Annotated in this window: 18 protein-coding genes; 3 read left to right on the plus strand and 15 right to left on the minus strand. The window is 63.2% G+C overall.

Annotated elements, in window-relative coordinates; genetic code table 11:
- Positions 1-57: 57 nt before the first annotated feature.
- Genes ABTV29_RS16465 through ABTV29_RS16475 form a run of 3 tightly spaced genes read left to right on the plus strand, consistent with a single transcriptional unit; the run spans position 58 to position 3,761 of the window.
- Complete coding sequence (locus ABTV29_RS16465) at positions 58-1,587, plus strand: efflux transporter outer membrane subunit (RefSeq protein WP_433765483.1); 1,530 nt, start codon at positions 58-60, stop codon at positions 1,585-1,587.
- Positions 1,580-2,713, plus strand: a complete 1,134-nt coding sequence (locus tag ABTV29_RS16470) for an HlyD family secretion protein (protein ID WP_433765484.1) — start codon at positions 1,580-1,582, stop codon at positions 2,711-2,713. The genes ABTV29_RS16465 and ABTV29_RS16470 overlap by 8 nt, the downstream gene beginning before the upstream one ends.
- 19 nt (positions 2,714-2,732) lie before the next feature.
- Complete coding sequence (locus tag ABTV29_RS16475) at positions 2,733-3,761, plus strand: DUF2955 domain-containing protein (protein WP_433771908.1); 1,029 nt, start codon at positions 2,733-2,735, stop codon at positions 3,759-3,761.
- Positions 3,762-3,870: 109 nt separating this feature from the next.
- Here the strand turns inward: ABTV29_RS16475 and ABTV29_RS16480 are convergent, their stop codons facing one another.
- The 15 genes from ABTV29_RS16480 to ABTV29_RS16550 all read right to left on the minus strand — a co-directional run bounded on the left by ABTV29_RS16480 (position 3,871) and on the right by ABTV29_RS16550 (position 17,701).
- The gene (locus ABTV29_RS16480; RefSeq protein ID WP_433765486.1) at positions 3,871-4,326 is read right to left on the minus strand and encodes a hypothetical protein; all 456 of its coding nucleotides are present in this window, start codon (positions 4,324-4,326) and stop codon (positions 3,871-3,873) included.
- Between the two features lie 44 nt (positions 4,327-4,370).
- Positions 4,371-4,718, minus strand: coding sequence for a Rieske (2Fe-2S) protein (locus tag ABTV29_RS16485; protein WP_433771910.1), 348 nt, complete (start codon positions 4,716-4,718; stop codon positions 4,371-4,373).
- A gap of 8 nt (positions 4,719-4,726) precedes the next feature.
- Positions 4,727-5,044 carry a YciI family protein gene (locus ABTV29_RS16490; protein WP_433765487.1) on the minus strand — a complete coding sequence of 106 codons (318 nt, stop codon included), beginning with the start codon at positions 5,042-5,044 and terminating at the stop codon, positions 4,727-4,729.
- Positions 5,045-5,047: 3 nt separating this feature from the next.
- A complete protein-coding gene (locus ABTV29_RS16495; protein WP_433765489.1) occupies positions 5,048-5,920 on the minus strand; it encodes a dioxygenase in 873 nt (290 codons plus the stop codon).
- Positions 5,921-5,965: 45 nt separating this feature from the next.
- The gene (locus ABTV29_RS16500) at positions 5,966-7,033 is read right to left on the minus strand and encodes a maleylacetate reductase (RefSeq protein ID WP_433765491.1); all 1,068 of its coding nucleotides are present in this window, start codon (positions 7,031-7,033) and stop codon (positions 5,966-5,968) included.
- Positions 7,034-7,041: 8 nt separating this feature from the next.
- Positions 7,042-8,505, minus strand: coding sequence for an aldehyde dehydrogenase family protein (locus ABTV29_RS16505; RefSeq protein WP_433765493.1), 1,464 nt, complete (start codon positions 8,503-8,505; stop codon positions 7,042-7,044).
- 90 nt (positions 8,506-8,595) lie between these two features.
- Positions 8,596-9,615: a hydroxyquinol 1,2-dioxygenase gene (locus ABTV29_RS16510; protein WP_433765495.1), complete on the minus strand. Its 1,020-nt coding sequence runs from the start codon at positions 9,613-9,615 to the stop codon at positions 8,596-8,598.
- A 48-nt stretch (positions 9,616-9,663) separates the two neighbouring features.
- A complete protein-coding gene (locus ABTV29_RS16515; protein ID WP_433765497.1) occupies positions 9,664-10,158 on the minus strand; it encodes a hydroxyquinol 1,2-dioxygenase in 495 nt (164 codons plus the stop codon).
- Positions 10,159-10,398: 240 nt separating this feature from the next.
- Positions 10,399-11,328: a LysR substrate-binding domain-containing protein gene (locus ABTV29_RS16520; RefSeq protein WP_433765499.1), complete on the minus strand. Its 930-nt coding sequence runs from the start codon at positions 11,326-11,328 to the stop codon at positions 10,399-10,401.
- Positions 11,329-11,788: 460 nt separating this feature from the next.
- Positions 11,789-12,250 (minus strand): nuclear transport factor 2 family protein, encoded by a 462-nt coding sequence (locus ABTV29_RS16525; RefSeq protein ID WP_433765501.1) that lies wholly within the window; start codon positions 12,248-12,250, stop codon positions 11,789-11,791.
- Between the two features lie 40 nt (positions 12,251-12,290).
- Positions 12,291-12,680, minus strand: coding sequence for a c-type cytochrome (locus tag ABTV29_RS16530; protein ID WP_433765503.1), 390 nt, complete (start codon positions 12,678-12,680; stop codon positions 12,291-12,293).
- 61 nt (positions 12,681-12,741) lie between these two features.
- Entirely contained in the window at positions 12,742-14,469 is a 1,728-nt protein-coding gene (locus ABTV29_RS16535) for an FAD-dependent oxidoreductase (RefSeq protein ID WP_433765505.1), read from the minus strand.
- Between the two features lie 66 nt (positions 14,470-14,535).
- On the minus strand, positions 14,536-15,453 hold the full coding sequence (locus tag ABTV29_RS16540) for a transporter (RefSeq protein WP_433765507.1): 918 nt from the start codon (positions 15,451-15,453) through the stop codon (positions 14,536-14,538).
- 350 nt (positions 15,454-15,803) lie between these two features.
- A complete protein-coding gene (locus ABTV29_RS16545) occupies positions 15,804-16,838 on the minus strand; it encodes a branched-chain amino acid ABC transporter permease (RefSeq protein WP_433765508.1) in 1,035 nt (344 codons plus the stop codon).
- Entirely contained in the window at positions 16,838-17,701 is an 864-nt protein-coding gene (locus ABTV29_RS16550; protein WP_433765510.1) for a branched-chain amino acid ABC transporter permease, read from the minus strand. Before ABTV29_RS16550 ends, ABTV29_RS16545 begins: the two co-directional genes overlap by 1 nt.
- Positions 17,702-17,703 lie beyond the last annotated feature (2 nt).

Raw genomic sequence — 17,703 nt, forward strand, 5'->3', positions numbered from 1 at the left:
TCCACTCGCCATCCAGCCGTCTATGCTGCTGTGATATTCCTTGGTCGGAAACGCACGATGCGTCCAGATCTGAACCGGTTTTTATTGTGTGCAGCGCTTGCCCTGGGCGGCTGCGTACGGTTGGGGCCGGACTTCCAATCGCCCGCCGAGCCCTGGATCGATCAGTGGAATACGCCGAACCTGGACCACGCCAGCCAGCGCGCGCTGCAACCGGACATCCGCCAGTGGTGGGAGATTTTTGCCGACCCGACCCTGGACCGTTTGATCGCCGAAGCCGACGCCAACAATTCCAGCCTGAAGATTGTCGGCCTGCGGGTCATGGAGGCCCGCGCGCAATTGGGCATCGCCGAAAGCGGCCGCTACCCGCAACTGCAGCAGATCAGTGCCGACAGCGTGTACGTGCATCGCGATCAATCCGGCGGGCGCAACCCGATAGACAGCAGCTTCTGGCAGCACAGCGCCGGTTTCGATGTGGGCTGGGAACTGGATTTCTGGGGCCGCTTCAGCCGTGCCATCGAGGCCTCCGACGCCGCCTATTTCGCCGCCGAGGCCAACTATGACGACGCCCTGGTCCTGCTGCGTGCCCAGGTGGCCGACAGCTACTTTGCCCTGCGCACCACCCAGGCCCGCTTGCGGGTCGCCGAGGAAAACGCCCGCCAGCAAGAACGCAATTACGAGATCACCGAAAAGCTGTTCAAGAGCGGACAGACCGCCGAACTCGACCTGCAACAAGCTAAGACCCAATACCTCGGCACCCTCAGCAGCATCCCGCTGCTGCAGGATCAACTGGTGCGCCTGCGCAATGCCCTGGCAGTGCTGATCGGCCAGCCGCCGGGCGAACTGCCGCTGGTGGTCGAAAACACCGGCCTGATCCCGCTGGTGGATCGTGCCGTGCTGCAGGATGTGCCGGCCCAACTGTTGCTGCGCCGCCCCGATGTGCGCGCCGCCGAGTTGAATGTCGCCGCGCAGTCGGCGCTGGTGGGCGTCGCCGAAACCGATTTCTACCCGTCACTGAGCCTGCTCGGCAGCATTGTCTGGTCCGCCGACACCTTGAGCGGCAGCTCGCGCAGCCTCGACCTGATCGGCGGGCCGAGCCTGCGCTGGAATGTGTTCGATTACGGGCGCATCAGCAACAACGTGCGGGTCCAGGATGCGCGCTTGCAACAGCTGATCGAGGCCTATCGCGACAAGGTGCGCCAGGCCGCGCGCGAGGCAGACGACGCCGCCAACGGCCTGACCCAGGCCTTGCAGCGCGAACGCATCCTGCGTGAGGCCGAAGGTGCGGCGAAACGCTCGCTGGAACTGGCCAACGCGCTGTATCGCGAGGGTTACTCGGACTTTCAACGGGTGCTGGATGCCCAGCGCGCCCTGCTTGATACCCAGGACAGCTACCTGGTCAGCCGTAATGACGCGGTGAGCAACGTGATCGCCCTGTACAAGGCCCTTGGCGGTGGCTGGTACAGCGCCCAGGCCAAGGTCGACCCGGCCACGCGCCGACAAATGGAACAACGCACCGACTGGGGCGACCTGCTGTCCGAGCCCCAACCCGCCGCCTCCTTTCCCAACCCGGTAACCCACCATGACTGACGCCGCGCCTCCCTCCTCCGACGCCCCGCCGCCAGCGCAGCCCGCCGCCGACCCGACAAAGAAAGGCGTGAAATGGGTGTTGCTGCTGATCGTCCTGAGTCTGGCCTGGTACCTGCTGGCGGATCGTTTCACGCCCTACACGCAGCAGGCGCGGGTCGGTGCCTTCGTGATTCCGGTGGCGGCGGAAGTCGCAGGCCGGGTGATCCGCGTCAACGTGCGCAACAATCAGGACGTCAAGGCCGGGGAAGTGATCTTCGAGATCGATCCGCAGCCCTATCAGATCGCCGTCGACCGGGCCCGCGCCGATCTGGAGTCCACCCGCCGGCAGATCGGCGCCAGCACCGCCGGCATCGCGGCCGCGCAGGCCAACCTGCGGGCGGCACAGGCCAACGAGCTCAAGGCCCGCCAGGACAATCAGCGGCTGGAAGGCTTGTACCGCGAAGACCCGGGCACCATCTCCGTGCGCCTGCTGGAAGTGTCCCGGGCCAACCACGAAGCCGCTGTGAGCAAGGTTGCCGCGGCCCGAGCCGAAGTGCAGCGCGCCCGTGAAACCGAAGGCGGCAGCGAAGAGGACAACGCCAAACTGCGCAGCGCGGCCACCGCCTTGTCGAAGGCCGAGCTGGACTTGTCCAACACCCAGGTACGGGCGCGCTCGGCCGGGCTGATCACAGACCTTCGCACCGATGTCGGCCAGTTCGCGGCCGCCGGCAACCCGGTCATGACCCTGATCGCAATCCATGACGTATGGATCAGTGCCGACATGACCGAGAACAATCTCGGCCTGGTCAAAACCGGCACGCCGGTGTCGGTGGTGCTCGATGCGTTGCCCGGCGAAGTCTTCGAGGGCCGCGTGCGCAGTCTCGGCTACGGGGTCAGCGTGGGCCAGCCGGCCGCTCCTGGCACCTTGCCCACGGTGCAGAACAGCCGCGACTGGTTGCGGCCGGCCCAGCGTTTCCCGGTGATCATCGAGTTTTCCGACGAGTCGCTGGCCATGCTCAAGGACAACCGCTCGATACGCGCCGGCGGCCAGGCCGAGGTGATGGCCTTTCCTTCCGAGGGCAATGTGCTCAATCCGCTGGGGCGGATCTTCCTCGGGTTGATGAGTTGGCTTTCCTATGCCTACTGAAAGCGTGCCTACCAAGAGCCTGCCTACCGAGCGTTCACCAAGGGTCCAGCGCGCGGCGCGCCTGGCCACCGGCACCGCGCTGTGCCTGGCCGCCAGTTATGGCCTGGCGTTGCCGATTCCGTTCCTGGCTCCGGTGTTGTGCGCGTTGTTGCTGATTTCCCTCAACCGTCCCTTGTCGTTCAAGGCAGCCATAGCTCTTGGATTGATCGCGATGCTGACCACCGGCATCGGCCTGTTGCTGATTCCGTTGCTGCGGTATTTCGGGTTCAGCGGCGTGCTGCTGATCGGGCTTTGTCTGTTCGCGGTGTTTGGATTTGGCTTGAGGGGCGGCAATAACCTGATCGTTACCCTGCTGGTGATCGGCCTGACCATGATTTCCTCGGCGGGGTTTGCCGACTTCGACCTGGCGCTGACGGTGATCAAGGCGCTGGTCGCAGGACTGTTGTTGGCGGTGATGGTCGGCGTGGTCAGTCACGGATTGTTCCCGGAACCGGCCAATGCCCCCTCCCCACCCGTCGCCCCGCCCCTGCCGGAAAACGAAGTCCACCGGGTGGCGTTGCGCGCGACCCTGATCGTGATCCCGGCGTTCCTGCTGGCGCTGATCGACCCGGCCAGCTACCTGCCCATCGTGCTCAAGGCGGTCAACCTGGGGCAACAGAGTTCCACCACCTCGGCCCGCAGCGCCGGCCGCGAACTGCTGGGATCGACGCTGCTGGGCGGCCTGTTGGCGATCCTGTTCTGGTGTGCGCTCAGCCTGTTCGTGCACCTGTGGATGTACTTTTTGTGGATGCTGCTGTTCGGCCTGATCCTGGCACGCAAGCTCTACGGCCTGAGCCCCGGTCGCTGGAGCCCCGGTTTCTGGATGAACACCCTGATCACCCTGATCATCCTGCTGGGGCAGTCAGTGCAGGACAGCGAGGCAGGCAAGGACGTCTACACCGCGTTTGCGGTGCGCATGGCGCTGTTTATCGCGGTGACCCTGTATGCGTGCCTGATGGTGCATTTGCTGGAACAGCGGCAAAGTCAGAAGCAGTCCCCTCTCCTGTAGGAGCGAGCTTGCTCGCGATGGTCGCGAACGATGACGCGGGAATCCTGATACCCCGCGGTGCACTCCGGTTCATCGCGAGCAAGCTCGCTCCTACAGGGGATGTGTGTTGTCAGGGATTGACCTGATACCCCTTGCCCTGCAGGCAACTGGTATAGGCCGTCGCTGTATTGGCGGTGTTGGTCTTGTTTTGCGCCCGGCGTTCCTGGCGCTGGCGAGAGGCACCGACCACGGCGCCTGCCGCAGCGGTTTGCTTGGCCTGGTTCTGGCGATAATCCTGCTGCTTGTCACTATCGACGCGATCATAGAACTCGTCGTGCTGACGGCCGCGCACCTGGGCGGCGGTGGCTCCGGCGGCCGCGCCTGCCGCGGCGCCCTTGATCCGGCCTCCGGAAGGCGTGGTGGAGGTCGAGGCCGTCTGGCTGGCGGCGATGTTGTTGCACTCGGTGATATCGGCCTGCGTCTGCTGCGAACTCTGCCCCTTCAGCGGCACCACCGATTGGGCCCATCCCTGGGCGCTGAAAACCGACACTACGAGGTACAGGCCGACGAGCGGCAACCTTTTCATGATGTCCTCCGAAATGCGCGTGATTCATCTCGAAAGAGTGTAGTTCAGCCCTCCTCCCGGACCTCCATCACCAGACTATTTTCCACCCGGCGGACCGCCACCGCCTCAAGCGTCGCGCCCTTGCACGGCCCGTCGACACAATGCCCGTCCTCGAAGCGAAACATCGCACTGTGATGGGCACACATCAGCACCTTGCCGCGATAGGTACAGAACTCCTGGGGGCGAAAGTCCAGCGGCACGGAAAAATGCGGGCAGCGATTGATGTACACCCACGCCTGATCGCCCTGGCGCACCGCCACCAGACCGGCGGGATGCAGCTGCCGGTGCTGTGGCAGGCCCAGGGCGCCGCCGTCGGCGATGTCGTCCAGTTGGCACAAGGTGATGGTGGTCAGGGTCGTGGTCATGGCCAACCGCGCATTTCCGGGTTGCCGAGGCTCCAGTTCCAGGGCCGGATCTGGATATTGGCGAACAATCCGGCCTGGACGTAAGGGTCATCCTCAAGGAACGCCTGCACTTCCGGCAGGCTGCCCGCCTCGATCACCAGCAAGGTGCCATTCATCGACTCGCCGGCATCATCGAGGGTCGGGCCACCGAAGCGCACCACCACCCGGTGACTGTCGGTGGCGCGCAAATGCGCCTGATGGCTGGGGCGCAGGCGCTGGCGCAGGGCCAGGGAGCCCGGGTGGTCCGTGGCGAATACCGCAAAGAACTGGCCCATGACTCAGGCCTTTTCCATGACGAATTCGTAGCACGCACGCTTGAACGGCAGCGCCATGCCCAACCGGGCGGACACCTCGTCGTGGCGGGCACAGTCCTCGTAGATCACCTGCAGCGATTGCTTCACGCCAAACACCGCATCGGATGCCAGATACGGGTCATCGTGGTTGAACAGGTGCGTGACCAGCTTGCGATAGCCCGGCACATCAATCATGAAATGCAGGTGCGCCGGCCGCCAGGCATGGCGGTTGGCCGCATCGAGCATGCGCCCCACCGGACCGTCGGTGGGTATCGGGTAGGCCACCGGGACAATGGTGCGAATCGCGAAACAGCCGTCGGCGTCGGTGCGATAACGACCTCGCAGGTTACCGAACGGCTGCTCGGTGTCCTGGCCGGAATACATGCCGTTCTCGGCGGTTTGCCACACGTCCAGTATCGCGCCGGCCAGGGCGTTGCCGTTGACATCGACCACCCGTCCGCGCACCAGCGCCGTCTCGCCCGAGGTGAAGGCCATGTTTTCGCCGAATTCGCGATCGGGCATGCCGTCGATATAGAACGGCCCGAACACCGTGGTTTCGGTCGCCGTGGCGGTGTGTCGATGGTTGATCGCATCCACCAGCATCGACACGCCGAGGGTATCGGACAGCAGGATGAATTCCTGGCGCACCAAGCCGTCGCACTTGTGGCCAGTGTCGGTCAGGAAGCGAATGCCCTCGAACCACTCCTGCTCGGTCAGCTCGACCTCACTGACGAACGCATGCAGGTGCCGGGTCAGGCTTTGCATGATCTGTTTGTAGCGCGCGTTGGGCGCGCCATCGAAGCTGTTCACGGCTTGCCGGGAAATCAGGGTTTCCGCAGCTTTGTCTTGATCGGTCATTGTTGTTATTCCGATGAGATGGTGGGCGCTGCCAGCCTGGAGAGATCAGGCTGGCGCCTGACCCTTCAATGCTCGAGTCAGCAGGGCTTCGATCGGGTCTTGCTCGAACGGCCGCGGATTGTAGTACGGGCTGGCGCAGGCAATTTGCGCCGCTTCAGCCGGGCCATTGGCCGGAAAGCCGATGTCGGCCAACGCCAGGGGAATGCCCAGTTTCTGGTTCAGCGCATACAGCAAGGCACCGACTTCACTGGCCTCGCTGCCACCCAGCGCACGCGCGGCGCGTTGCAAGGGCCCCGCCGCCGCTTCACGGTTGTAATGCGCAGCATGGGGCAGAACGATCGCATGGGCCTGGGCATGGGGCAAATTGAAGGTGCCGCCCAGGGTGTGGCACAGCTTGTGGTGCAAGGCCATGCCCACCGAACCCAGGCAAATGCCCGCCAGCCACGCGCCGTAGAGGGCCTGGCCGCGTGCCTGCGGATCTTCCGGGTTGGCGACCACCCCCGGCAACGACTGCGCCAGCGAACGAATCGATTCTTCAGCCATCAAGCTGATGATCGGGTTGGCGTCCTGGGCGTAGAGCGCCTCGACCGCGTGGGCCATGGCGTTCATGCCCGAGCAGGCGGAAATCTGCGCCGGCAGGGTCAGGGTCAATTGCGGATCGTAGATCACGGTCTTGGGCAGGACCCTGGGATCGCGCCCGGTTTTCTTCAGGCGATTCTCGGTCAGGCCATAGATCGGGGTCATTTCCGACCCGGCGTAGGTAGTCGGTACCGCGACGATCGGCAAGCCGGAATCCATGGCAATCGCCTTGCCCAGGCCGATGGTCGAGCCACCGCCGATCGCCACGCAGCAATCGGCATCCAGACGCGCGGCTTCGACACGGGCCGCCTGCGCCACTTCCAGTGGGACGTGCATCACCGCTTTGGGATAAACCCCTGCCGCGCGATCACCGAGCAACGCCGCGACCCGCTCGCCCAGCCCTTGCTGTTCCGGAGTGGTGAGGATCAGCGCACGCCGCGCGCCGAGGCGCTCGATCTCTTCGGCCAGCGCCGAGAGCTTGCCCCAGCCGAACACCACGCGGGTCGGCAGGCTTTGGTAGATAAACGGATTCATGGCAGGCCTCAACGTTTGTAGTGCGGCGGGATGTTGGCATCGACGTTGACCCAGACCGAACGGGCCTCGGTGTAATCGTGGATCGCCTCGAAGCCCATCTCGCGGCCGTAACCGGACTGGCCAACACCACCAAACGGGCTGCCCGGGCTGACGCGCTTGTAGCAGTTGATCCAGCACATGCCGGCGTGAATGGCATTGGCCATTTTGTGCGCGCGGGCCAGGTTCTGTGTCCACAAACCACTGCCCAGACCGTACTCGGTGCTGTTGGCGATGGCCAGGGCTTCTTCGTCAGTGCTGAAGCGCACCACGGTGACGAACGGGCCGAAGACTTCTTCCTGGCAGACACGATCCGAAGGTTTGGCCTCGACGATGGTCGGTTCCACATAGAAGCCATTGGCCAGGGCCTTGTCGTCCGGGGCCTTGCCGCCGGCGAGGATCTTGCCGCCCTGCTCGATCGCGATATCGATGTAGGCCATCACGCGGTCGCGGTGCAGCGCCGAGGTCAGCGGACCCATTTCGGTCTCGGGATTCATCGGGTCGCCCAGGCGAATGGACTTGGCCAGGGGGATGAAACGCTCGAGGAACTTGTCTGCGATGTCTTTGTGCAGGATCAGTCGCGAACCGGCAATGCAGGCCTGCCCCTGGTTGTGGAAAATTGCCCAGGCCGCGCCATTGACGGCGGCATCAAGGTTGGCATCTTCGAAGACGATGTTGGCGCCCTTGCCGCCCAGTTCCAGCTGGATGCGCTTGAGGTTGCTCTTGGAAGCTTCAACGATCCGGCGCCCGGTGGCGGTGGAACCGGTGAAGGCGATCTTGCCCACGTCCATGTGTTCGGCCAGGGCCTGGCCTGCGGTATGCCCGTAGCCCGGGACCACGTTGACCACGCCCTTGGGGAAGCCGACTTCGGTCATCAATTCGGCGATGCGCAGGGTCGACAGCGGAGTGATCTCCGACGGCTTGATCACGATGGTGTTGCCCGCCGCCAGCGCCGGGCCCATTTTCCAGCTGGTGAACATCAGCGGGAAGTTCCACGGCACGATTTGCGCCACCACGCCAATCGGCTTGCGTTGTACATAGTTGAGGAACCCGGCCTCCACCGGAATCACCGCGCCTTCGATCTTGTCGGCCATGCCGCCGAAATAGCGGAAACACGCGGCGGTGCGCGGTACGTCGAGGCCACGGGAGTCGCGAATCGGGTGCCCGGTGTCCAGGGATTCGAGGCGGGCCAGCTCTTCGGCGCACTCTTCGATCTTGTCCGCCAGTTTGAGCAGCAAGCGGCCACGCTCGGCCGCCCCCAGCGCCGACCACGCCGGGAACGCGCGCTTGGCGGCCGCGACCGCCAAATCAACGTCAACGGCTTCGGCGGCGGCGATGCGGGTGATCAACGAACCGTCATGGGGCGACACGACGTCGATGGTGCCACCAGCGACCGCGTCAACGAAGCGGCCATCGATATAGAGCTGATTTTGCATAATGGTTTCCTCGCACCGCGCGCGTGGCGCAGTGTCTGACTCAATGGCTGGAAGCATGGCCCGGCGAGCCGCCGGGCAGGACGCGAGGTCTCAGAACTCGATCGGGTACGGCGTGAGCTCGCCGCTTTCGTAGCGTTGCGGCAGGTTCGGCGTGGCGTTTTCCCAGACCATCAGCATCGAGCGCTTGGTCGAGTAACCCTGGTGGCGAATGTCGGCTGGCATGGCGCAGATATCGCCGGCCCGCATGGTGATGCGCGCACGGGGATTGCCGTCATCCTTGTCGCCCACGTCCCAGATGATTTCGTCGGACAGCTGCAGGAACCACTCGATGCGGTCATTGCCGTGGAACACCGGCAGGATGAATTCCTCTGTGGTCGGGCAGAACAGGCTGGCCTTGCACACCGAAGTCACCGACGGGTTCCAGGTCACGTCGGAGCGCGACAGGTACTTGAACAGGCTGAAGGCATGCAGTTCGCCCTCGAAGCCTTCGGCGGCGTGGACTTCCGGCTCTTCCTGGGACACGTCGATGAACTGGCGGTTGACCGGCAGATCGTTGCGCAGCGGCGAGTCATCCGGCAGGCCAGGCATGCGCTTGGTGGCGATGCGGAAGCGCTCGATGGCTTCGATGTTGTCGCCGTTCTTGCGGCCGAATGCGCTACCGGTCTCTTCCGGAGCGGCGAACGGGTCGAAGGTGGCGTTGGTCCAGTTGCGCAGGATGGCCTTGAAGGTGGCCATGATCAGCGGCGTTTCGAAGTTTTCGGTGTAGTTGACGCCGGCGGCCTTGAGCGTGCCGTTGAACGTACCGGCGTACAGGTCGACCTTGCCGTAGTAGTTGCGGGTGCCGATGACGTGGTCGAAGTTGACCCAGCCGTAGAAGAAGCCCCAGGCCACGTCGCGCATCATGGCGCGCAGGAACGCGTCGACCGGGATCAGGTGCGAGCGGGTCTGGCCCTTGGCAGGCCAGGTGATGCGGGCGAAATACTCGTCGCGCGACAGTTCGAAGGCGCCGAGTTTGTAGGAGCAGTAGCCGGTGACGGGATGAGGCGCGCTGGCCTGGACTTCATCGTCGGCGAACAGTGCGGTTTCAGCAGCGGTTTCAAGCATGGCCATGGCGGGATTCCTTTTATTGTTTGGGAATGGACGGTCGGATCGAACAGATCACTTGAAGCAGATGTCTGCCCACTTCTCGACCGACAACGGGCCTTTGATGGTCTGCTGCAGGATCACGCCAGGGCGGCTGGATTCGAAGCGATACGCCGTGCCCACCGGCAACAGGCATTGATGGCCGCGCTTGAGCAGCACGTAGCCCATGGGTTTGCCCGCTGGCACTTCACCGGCCAGGTGCGTGCCCTCGCTGTCCTTGAGCGGCGCATCGAGCTTGAGGAAATCGACCCGCACTTCACCGTCCATGACAATGGCGAACTCATCGTGCGCGGCGGTGTACCAGGGCGACTGGCCTTCGGCACGCAGGGTTTCGATCACGTAGCCGAGGTTGTAGCCGACGATGACCTTTTCATAGGGAAGGGATTTATCCGCGACTTCGAAGATGTTCGAAAAAGCGTAGTGACTGGCCTGGCCGCTGATGATTTCAACCGAGCCTTTGCTGTACTTGTCCAGCGAGCCGAAGACCGTTTCGATTGCTGCGCTACTCATGGTTCTCACCGTTTTGTTGTTGTAGTAACCGTGAGCCAACAGTACGTCGCGACAGGTCCAGGGACAATTAGCTGACCGGCGACAACAGTGTTTGCAAAACGCGAACACTGCGGCGCACAGGCTTCTCTGTAGGAGCGAGCCTGCTCGCGAAAAACGCCCGGGCAAAGCGTTCATTCAGGCATAGCGCGTTATCGTTGACGCCCATCGCGAGCAGGCTCGCTCCTACAGGGACGGGGGTGTTCAGCGAATCCAGCCACGCTCCAGCAAAGGCACGTCCCAGTAGGGTTCGTCGCCGAAGTTGTCCACCAGAAAGTCGATCAAGGTCCGCACTTTCAGGGCCCTGCGTTGGGTCGCGGGGTACACCGCGGAGAAACTGAAGGACGACAACAGGTAGTCGGACAACACCGGAATCAGCCGTCCGCTCTGCAAATCTTCGCTGGCCACCAGCGTCGGCAGGCAGACAATCCCCACCCCGGTCTGTGCGTAATCGCGCAACAAATGCACCGAATTCGAACGCACCTGGCCCGGCAGACTCAGTTCGACCTGTTCGTCTTCACGGTTAAAGACCCAGCGGTTACGCGACGGATAGCCCTCGTACAAGGCGATCTTGTGTTGCAGCAGCTCCTGGGGGTGGGTCGGCACGCCGAATTCGCTGGCGTAGTCCGGGGACATGCAGAACAGGCGGCGCACGGTGAACAGCTTGCGCTCGATCAGGGTTTCAGCCATGGGCGGGAACATCTGGAACGCCACGTCGAAGCCTTCTTCGATGGGGTCCACCACCCGGTCATTGACGATCACATCGACCTCGATGTCCGGATACAGCCGGGTGAACTCGGCGAGCAGGTGGCCGAAATGGCTGATGGCAAAGCCCGGGAGCATCTGCACGCGCAATTTGCCGGTGGGTTTGGCCCGCAGTTCGCGCATGTGTTCGGTCAGCGAGTTGAAACCGGCGACCATGTCCGCGCACTCCTTGTAGTACGTCTCCCCCACTTCGGAGAGCCGCACATGGCGGGTGCTGCGGTGGAACAGCGGCGCGTTGATGAATTGTTCCAGTTGCTGGATGCGGTGGGTGATCACTGAACGGGTCACGCCCAGTTGCTGGGCAGCCTTGGCGAAGTTGCCGGTCTCGGCCACCCGCACGAAGGCTTCGACACTGAGTAAACGGTCCATGGGGGCAGGTTCTCTGGAGGCTTTTATTATTGGCGTACCGCGAGGTTAGCCTGTTGGCGGCCTGCGCTCCAGATCCCGAGATCGCGAATGGGTTTCGGGAATACCCCCGATCCACTGTAGGAGCGAGCCTGCTCGCGATGGACGTCAACGATAACGCTGGCGGCCTGACACCCCGCGGTGCCTGGGCCTCCATCGCGAGCAGGCTCGCTCCTACAGGTGAGGGGTGCTGCGAGCCCCTCGGTGATCAGCGATTGAGCCCTCATCGCGAGCAAGCCCGCTCCCACAGGGATCCATGGTGGCCACGGGATTTGTGTTCACCGAAGATCAAAACTGTAGGAGCGAGCCTGCTCGCGATGGACGTGAACGATAACGCTGGCGGCCTGACACCCCTCAGTGCCTGCGCCTCCATCGCGAGCATGCTTGCTCCTACAAGTGAGGGGTGCTGCGAGCCCCTCGGTGTTCAGCGATTGAGCCAGGGGTAGCGCGCGGTGTCCTTGTTGCCGTAATCCGGGTCCAGATAGATGAAGCAGCGCTGGATCTTGAAGTCGCGGATTTCGAACACGTCGACCCAGTAACCGGCACTCGCCGCCGTTGGCACGCCCGCGCGCCACGGCCCGTCGACGTGCTCGCCGAAGCTGGTGCCTTCACACACCAGGGTGTCGGTGCCGGTGAGTATCCAGTTGAAATGCGCGTAGTCGTGGGTGATCGACTTCAAGCGTGCGCCCAGGTCGCCGAACATCTGCCCGATCTGTTCGCGGCCGGTCGCCAAGCCCCATTTCGGGAACAGGACCTGGGCGTCTTCGGCAAACAGGTCGAGGATGCTGCCGCCGGTGGAGGTGACACCGCCGTTGTCGAAGGCCTTGAGGTATTCAAGGGCCACCGATTTGCGTTGTTCGTCGGTCATCGTCTGGGTGCTGATCATGGCTGTCTCCGATTCGTTATGAGTATGTTGTGAAGCACTGTCAGTGCAGCGATTTGAGGTAGGTGATGATCTTCTGGCGCTTGGCCGGGTCGTCCTGGGAATAGACCATGGCGCTGCCCGGCGCGACGGTCTGGGCATCGGTCAGCCAGGCATCGAGCAGCTGTTCGTCCCAGACCTTGCCGTCCATGGCCTTGCGGTAGCCATCGCTGTAGGTGAAGTTGCTTTCGCTGGCGACCTTGCGACCGATCAGCCCGAACAGGTTGGGCCCCTGCCCCGGCGGCCCGCCCTTGTCGAAGGTGTGGCAGACCGCACAGTGGTTGGTCGCCATTTTCTGCGCGATTTCCAGCTCGTCGGCCGCAGCGCCGCCCGCCAGGCCTATGCTTGCCGTCAGCAGCAACAGTGCCGCGGCGCGTGGGATGAAGTGGCTCATAATCTTGTTCTCATGCAATCACGGGTTACGCAGCCACGAACGATCGCGGCTGCGGCCAGGTTCAGTTGCGCACCGGTTCCTTGTGCGCCTGATTCGCCGCCCGATAGGCGAAGGCGATGATCGGGCCGAGGGTCGAACCACCGGCCCAGTAGGCCCGGCCGGAAGCCGAAGCCACGCAGTTGCCGACGCCGTACAGGCCGGGAATCGGCGCATTGGCGTTGTTCAGCACCTGGCCGTGGGAGTTGGTTTTCGGCCCGCCCTTGGTGTCGAGGTTGCCGCCGGTGATCAGCGCCGCGTAGTACGGGCCTTTCGCGGACAGCGGGAACATCGTCAGGTTGCCGGTACGCCCGGCCTTGACGGGCCCGGTGAACACGCCCTGAATCACCAGCTCACCGCGATGGAAGTCCAGATCCTTGCCGGTTTTCGCCAGTTCGTTGAAGCGCTTGAGCGTGGCCTTCAGGTTCAGGTTGAAATCCGGGCTGAGCTTCATGCCACCGATGTCGGCGGCATGCTTGTCGAGCCGTTCGGCAATGTTCTTCGCCAGCTCTTCCAGGGTTTCGCCGCGCACCACATGACGGTCGTTGCCGCCCTTGGGCACGATGGGAGAGCCGTATTCGTCGCTGAAGCAGTTGTCCTGGGCCTGCTGGTCCCAGATCGAAAACATCACCAGGTTCGGGTATTCGGACTTGTCGCCATCCCACTGGAAGAAGGTCGGGACCATTTCGTTGTAGACGGTCTTTTCGTTGACGACGCGCTTGCCGTACTTGTTCACCATCAGCATCGAATCGCCGGTCATGGTGAAAATGCCGGACATCGAACCGTCCTTGGCCAGGGCTTTCTCCAACAGGATCGGGCACGACCAGGCGTAGTTCATATTGCGCAACTGCACCCCCAGGTCACTGGAAATGCGGATGAAATCGCCTTCGTTGGTCAGGGCCGCGCAGCCGCCGTAGACCGGGGCGTTGAGGAAGTTGCGGCGCAGTTCCGGATCGTGGGTGAAGCCACCCGTGGCGAAGATCACCGCCTTGCGCGCCCTGACCCGTTGCCGGGTGCCCTCTTCGGTCTCGACTTCGACACCGACCGCTTCGCCCTTGTCGTTCTGGATGACCTTGACCACGCGCTCACCGGTACGAATCTGGATGCCGTCGCGCTTGGCGGCCGCAGTCAGCGTGCGAATCGCCACGCGACCGCCGTCGGACATGCTCGGCCGCGCGTCCTTGGGCAGCAGGACGCGACCTTTCTTGGCCTTGTCTTCGGGCAGTTCATACCAGTAGTCCGGCACGTCCGGGCAGTGGCGGTAAGGCAGAGCATCGCGCTCGGCCAGCAGTTCGGCGGCCGGCGATGCGCTGTCGTAGATGGCTTCGCACATCTCGTATTCCCAATCCGACAGACCGAGTTTCGGTGACGAAGGATCATAGGATTGCGGGCGGCTCAGGCGCGCGACGTAACGCATGTAGTCGGCTTTCTCATCGACGATGCCGGCGTCGCGCATCGGCTTGTTGTTCGGCACCCAGTACCAGAACGCGGCCTTGGCCGCGGTGCCGCCCGGGCTGCCGGCCTTTTCCAGGATGACCACGTCGTTGCCCAGCCAGCGGGCGAACAGCGCGGTCGGCAAGCCACTGCCGCCACCGCCGACCACGACTATGTCGTGCTCCCTGTCGAAGGGCAGTTCTTCTGTGGCCATTGCCCGTGCCGCCACGCCCGACAGCGCGGCAACTGCGGTTCCGGCGGCGCCGGCCTTGATGAAGCTTCGGCGAGACAGTGCAAGTTTTTCGGTTTCTTCAGTCATTTTTATTCTCCGGAACAGGTAGCGGCCACACAGGCAAATCACACTAAACAGGCAGTCATCGATCACTCACCAGTAATGCCAGAGCTGCACGAACAAGCCATCCGTGACCGTGGTGTTGCGCCCTTCCACACCTTTGGAATAGTGGATGGACACCTGGTCCCACATTTTCTGGTTGAATACTTTCTGCACGCCGGGCTTGAGCTGGAACAGCACGCCGGCGCCGAGGGCGGTTTCGTTGGAATCCGAGAACGCAATGCTGTTGTTGTCCCGATCGTCGGAGCTGAAGGTCTTCTGGTAGTCGGCGCTGAGGAAAGGCATGACCTGGTAGGTCGGGCGGTCGACGATGTTGTAGCCCAGGCGCAGGTTGGCGTGGCCGGTGTCGCCGGGTTCGGTGTGATGCGGGCCGTCGCCGCGAATGATCGCGCCCACCAGCAGGTCGATGTTCACCTTGCCCAGCCATTCGTTGTAGAACAGCGAAGGCCACAAGGCATAGGTGTCGCTGCTTACCGAATCGGCGCCGGTCGGCAGTTGCACATAAGCCTGCATGCCGATGGTGCGCAGCGGTGTCGGGTTGTACCAGACCAGTCCGCCGACCAGCGGGTCGCCGAAGCCGCTGACCCGCGTACCGTTGCCGCGAACCGCGATTTCAGGGAGGGTGATGCTGGCGATGAAGCCGGTGTTGGGCAGCCCGTCCATCTTCCAGTAGTGCAGCAACGACGTCAGGCCAACGTAGGTTTCGGTGCCGGGGCCTGCGACCTTGTTGCCGTGGTCGTCGAAGCGCTTGCGGTCGTTGTTGTATTCGAATTCCTGACCCACCGAGTTGTAGGGCTCGGTGAAGTCCGAGCTGAACTGGAAGCTTTGTGGCCGATTGCTGGCAAATGGAATGCCCGATGCCTGTGCCTCGCAGCTTGGATACAGGTAAGCACCCGCTGCACACAGACCCAGGCCTGCCACATTCATCGCGAGACTGAATCCAGTTCTCATCGAAATACTCCGGATATTGTTATTGTTTTCGTGTGCGCAACGATCAGGTTTGCCATTGCGCTACGGAGTCACGATAAGGCCCGCCTTACCCTGCAACAATTGCGAACTCAGCGACTTCTGTGTTCGTGAATTGCAAACAGCGGTGGCGGAAAAATTCGCATCAAAAACACTGCGGCGAGAGGATTTATCCGTGGCGAGGGAGCTTGCTCCCGCTGGGTCGCGAAGCGGCCCCAAAACCAGACACCGCGGTAGTCAGTTACACCGCGTTGCCCGGGTTTGCGACGGCTACGCCGCCGAGCGGGAGCAAGCTCCCTCGCCACGGATGAATCCCCTCGCCGCAGGGATGAACACTACTTGTCGTTTTGAACAGTCAGGCGCCGTTGCATCGGGAAGATCTGCCAGCCCAGGCGCTCGCTGATCAGCCCCCACACCCCTTGCGGCGCCTTGAGCATCATCACCACCGCGACCAGGCCGAGGATGATCATGTACACCGCGCCGTACTGCGCCAGGCAACCGCGCAGCACGAAGTAGATCAAGGTGCCGATCAAGGGGCCTTCCAGGGTGCCGATGCCACCGATGATCACGATAAAGATCACCACGGCGGTCCAGTCCTGCAGGTTGAACGCCGCGTCCGGGGAGATCCGCAGTTTTTGCAGGAATATCAACGCCCCGACCACCCCCGTACACCCTGCGGCCAGCACGTAGACCATCAGTTTGGTGCGAAAGGTATCCACCCCGAGGCTGCCGGAGGCTGGCTCCGAATCGCGGATCGATGCCAGTGCCAGGCCCTGTCGCGAGCGCAGCACAAAGAACACCACTGCCACTGCGGCAATGGCGATGGCCAGGGCGGTGAAGTAGATCAGGGTTTCGCGCCCGTCGCGGTCATTGCCGATCTGCCGCACGATCGCCGCCGGAAGGCTTTGCCCCGAGCCGCCACCGAGGCTGCTCATCTGCGCCAGACCCAGGCGGAACACCTCCGCGACCACCCAGGTACCGATGGCGAAGTAGGCGCCGCGCAGGCGAAACACGACCAGCGCGGTGGGAATCGCCAGCACCGCGACCAGCACGCCCGAGAGCAAAACCGCGAACAATGGCGGTACGCCGAACTGGCTCGCCAGCAGGAACAGCAGATAGCCGCCCAGGCCGACGAAAGCCTGCTGCCCCACCGAGACCATGCCGGCGTAGCCCGCCAGCAGATTCCACATTTGCGCCAGGGCCAGGTAATAGGCGAATTCCACCACCAGCCGCAGACTGGCGCGATCGGCCCACAGCGGCGCGCTGAGCAAAACCAGCACGCAAAGCCCGAGCAGCGACAGGCCGAGGGTGCTGCTGGTGGTCGTGCGCTGGACGCGATACACCGGCGCGGGATTGTTCAAGGCATTCATCAGTCGACACTCCGGGGAAACAGGCCGCGTGGACGCAGGACCAGGATCAGCAGGAACACAAGGTGACCGGCAAGGATCTGCCAGCCGGGATCGATCTTCGCCCCCAGGGTTTGCGCGACACCGAGGATCACCCCGCCCGCCAGCGTGCCCCACAGGCTGCCCAGGCCGCCGATGATTACCGCCTCGAAGCCGTACAACAGGCGCGCAGGCCCCACGGTGGGGTCGAAGCTGGTGCGAATCGCCAGGAACACCCCGGCAATCGACACCACCGCCATCGCCAGCGCCATGGCCAGGCCGAAGATGTGCGCATTGTTCACCCCCATCAGCCGGGCGGTGTGCTGGTCATCGGAGGTGGCGCGGAACGCCCGCCCCAGCGAGGTTTTGTAGAACAGCAGTTGCAGGCCGCCGATGATCAGCAACGCGCTGGCGAACACAATCAGTGGCATCACACCGACGCTCAGGCTGCCAACGCCGACACTGGCGACTTCAAGCTCGCCTTGGGACAGCTTCTGGCTGTCGGCGCTGAAAAATTCCAGCAGCAGGTTTTGCACGATGATCGACAGGCCGAACGTCACCAACAGTGGCGGCAGGATGTCCGTACCCAGCGTGCGGTTGAGCAACCATCGCTGCAGCAGGTAGCCGAAGCAGAACATCAGCGGCACCACGATCAGCAGGCTCGCCAGCGGACTGAAACCCAGCCGGTTGACCACCACCAGCGCCAGGTACGACGCCAGCACGATGAAGTCGCCATGGGCGATGTTGACCAGGCGCATGATGCCGAACATCAGCGACAGCCCCACCGCGAACATCGCGTACAGGCCACCGAGTAATACGCCTTGAAGCAAAGTATTGAGCCATTCCATCA

The sequence above is a fragment of the Pseudomonas putida genome (genome assembly GCF_050989985.1).
GTDB lineage: Bacteria > Pseudomonadota > Gammaproteobacteria > Pseudomonadales > Pseudomonadaceae > Aquipseudomonas > Aquipseudomonas putida_AI.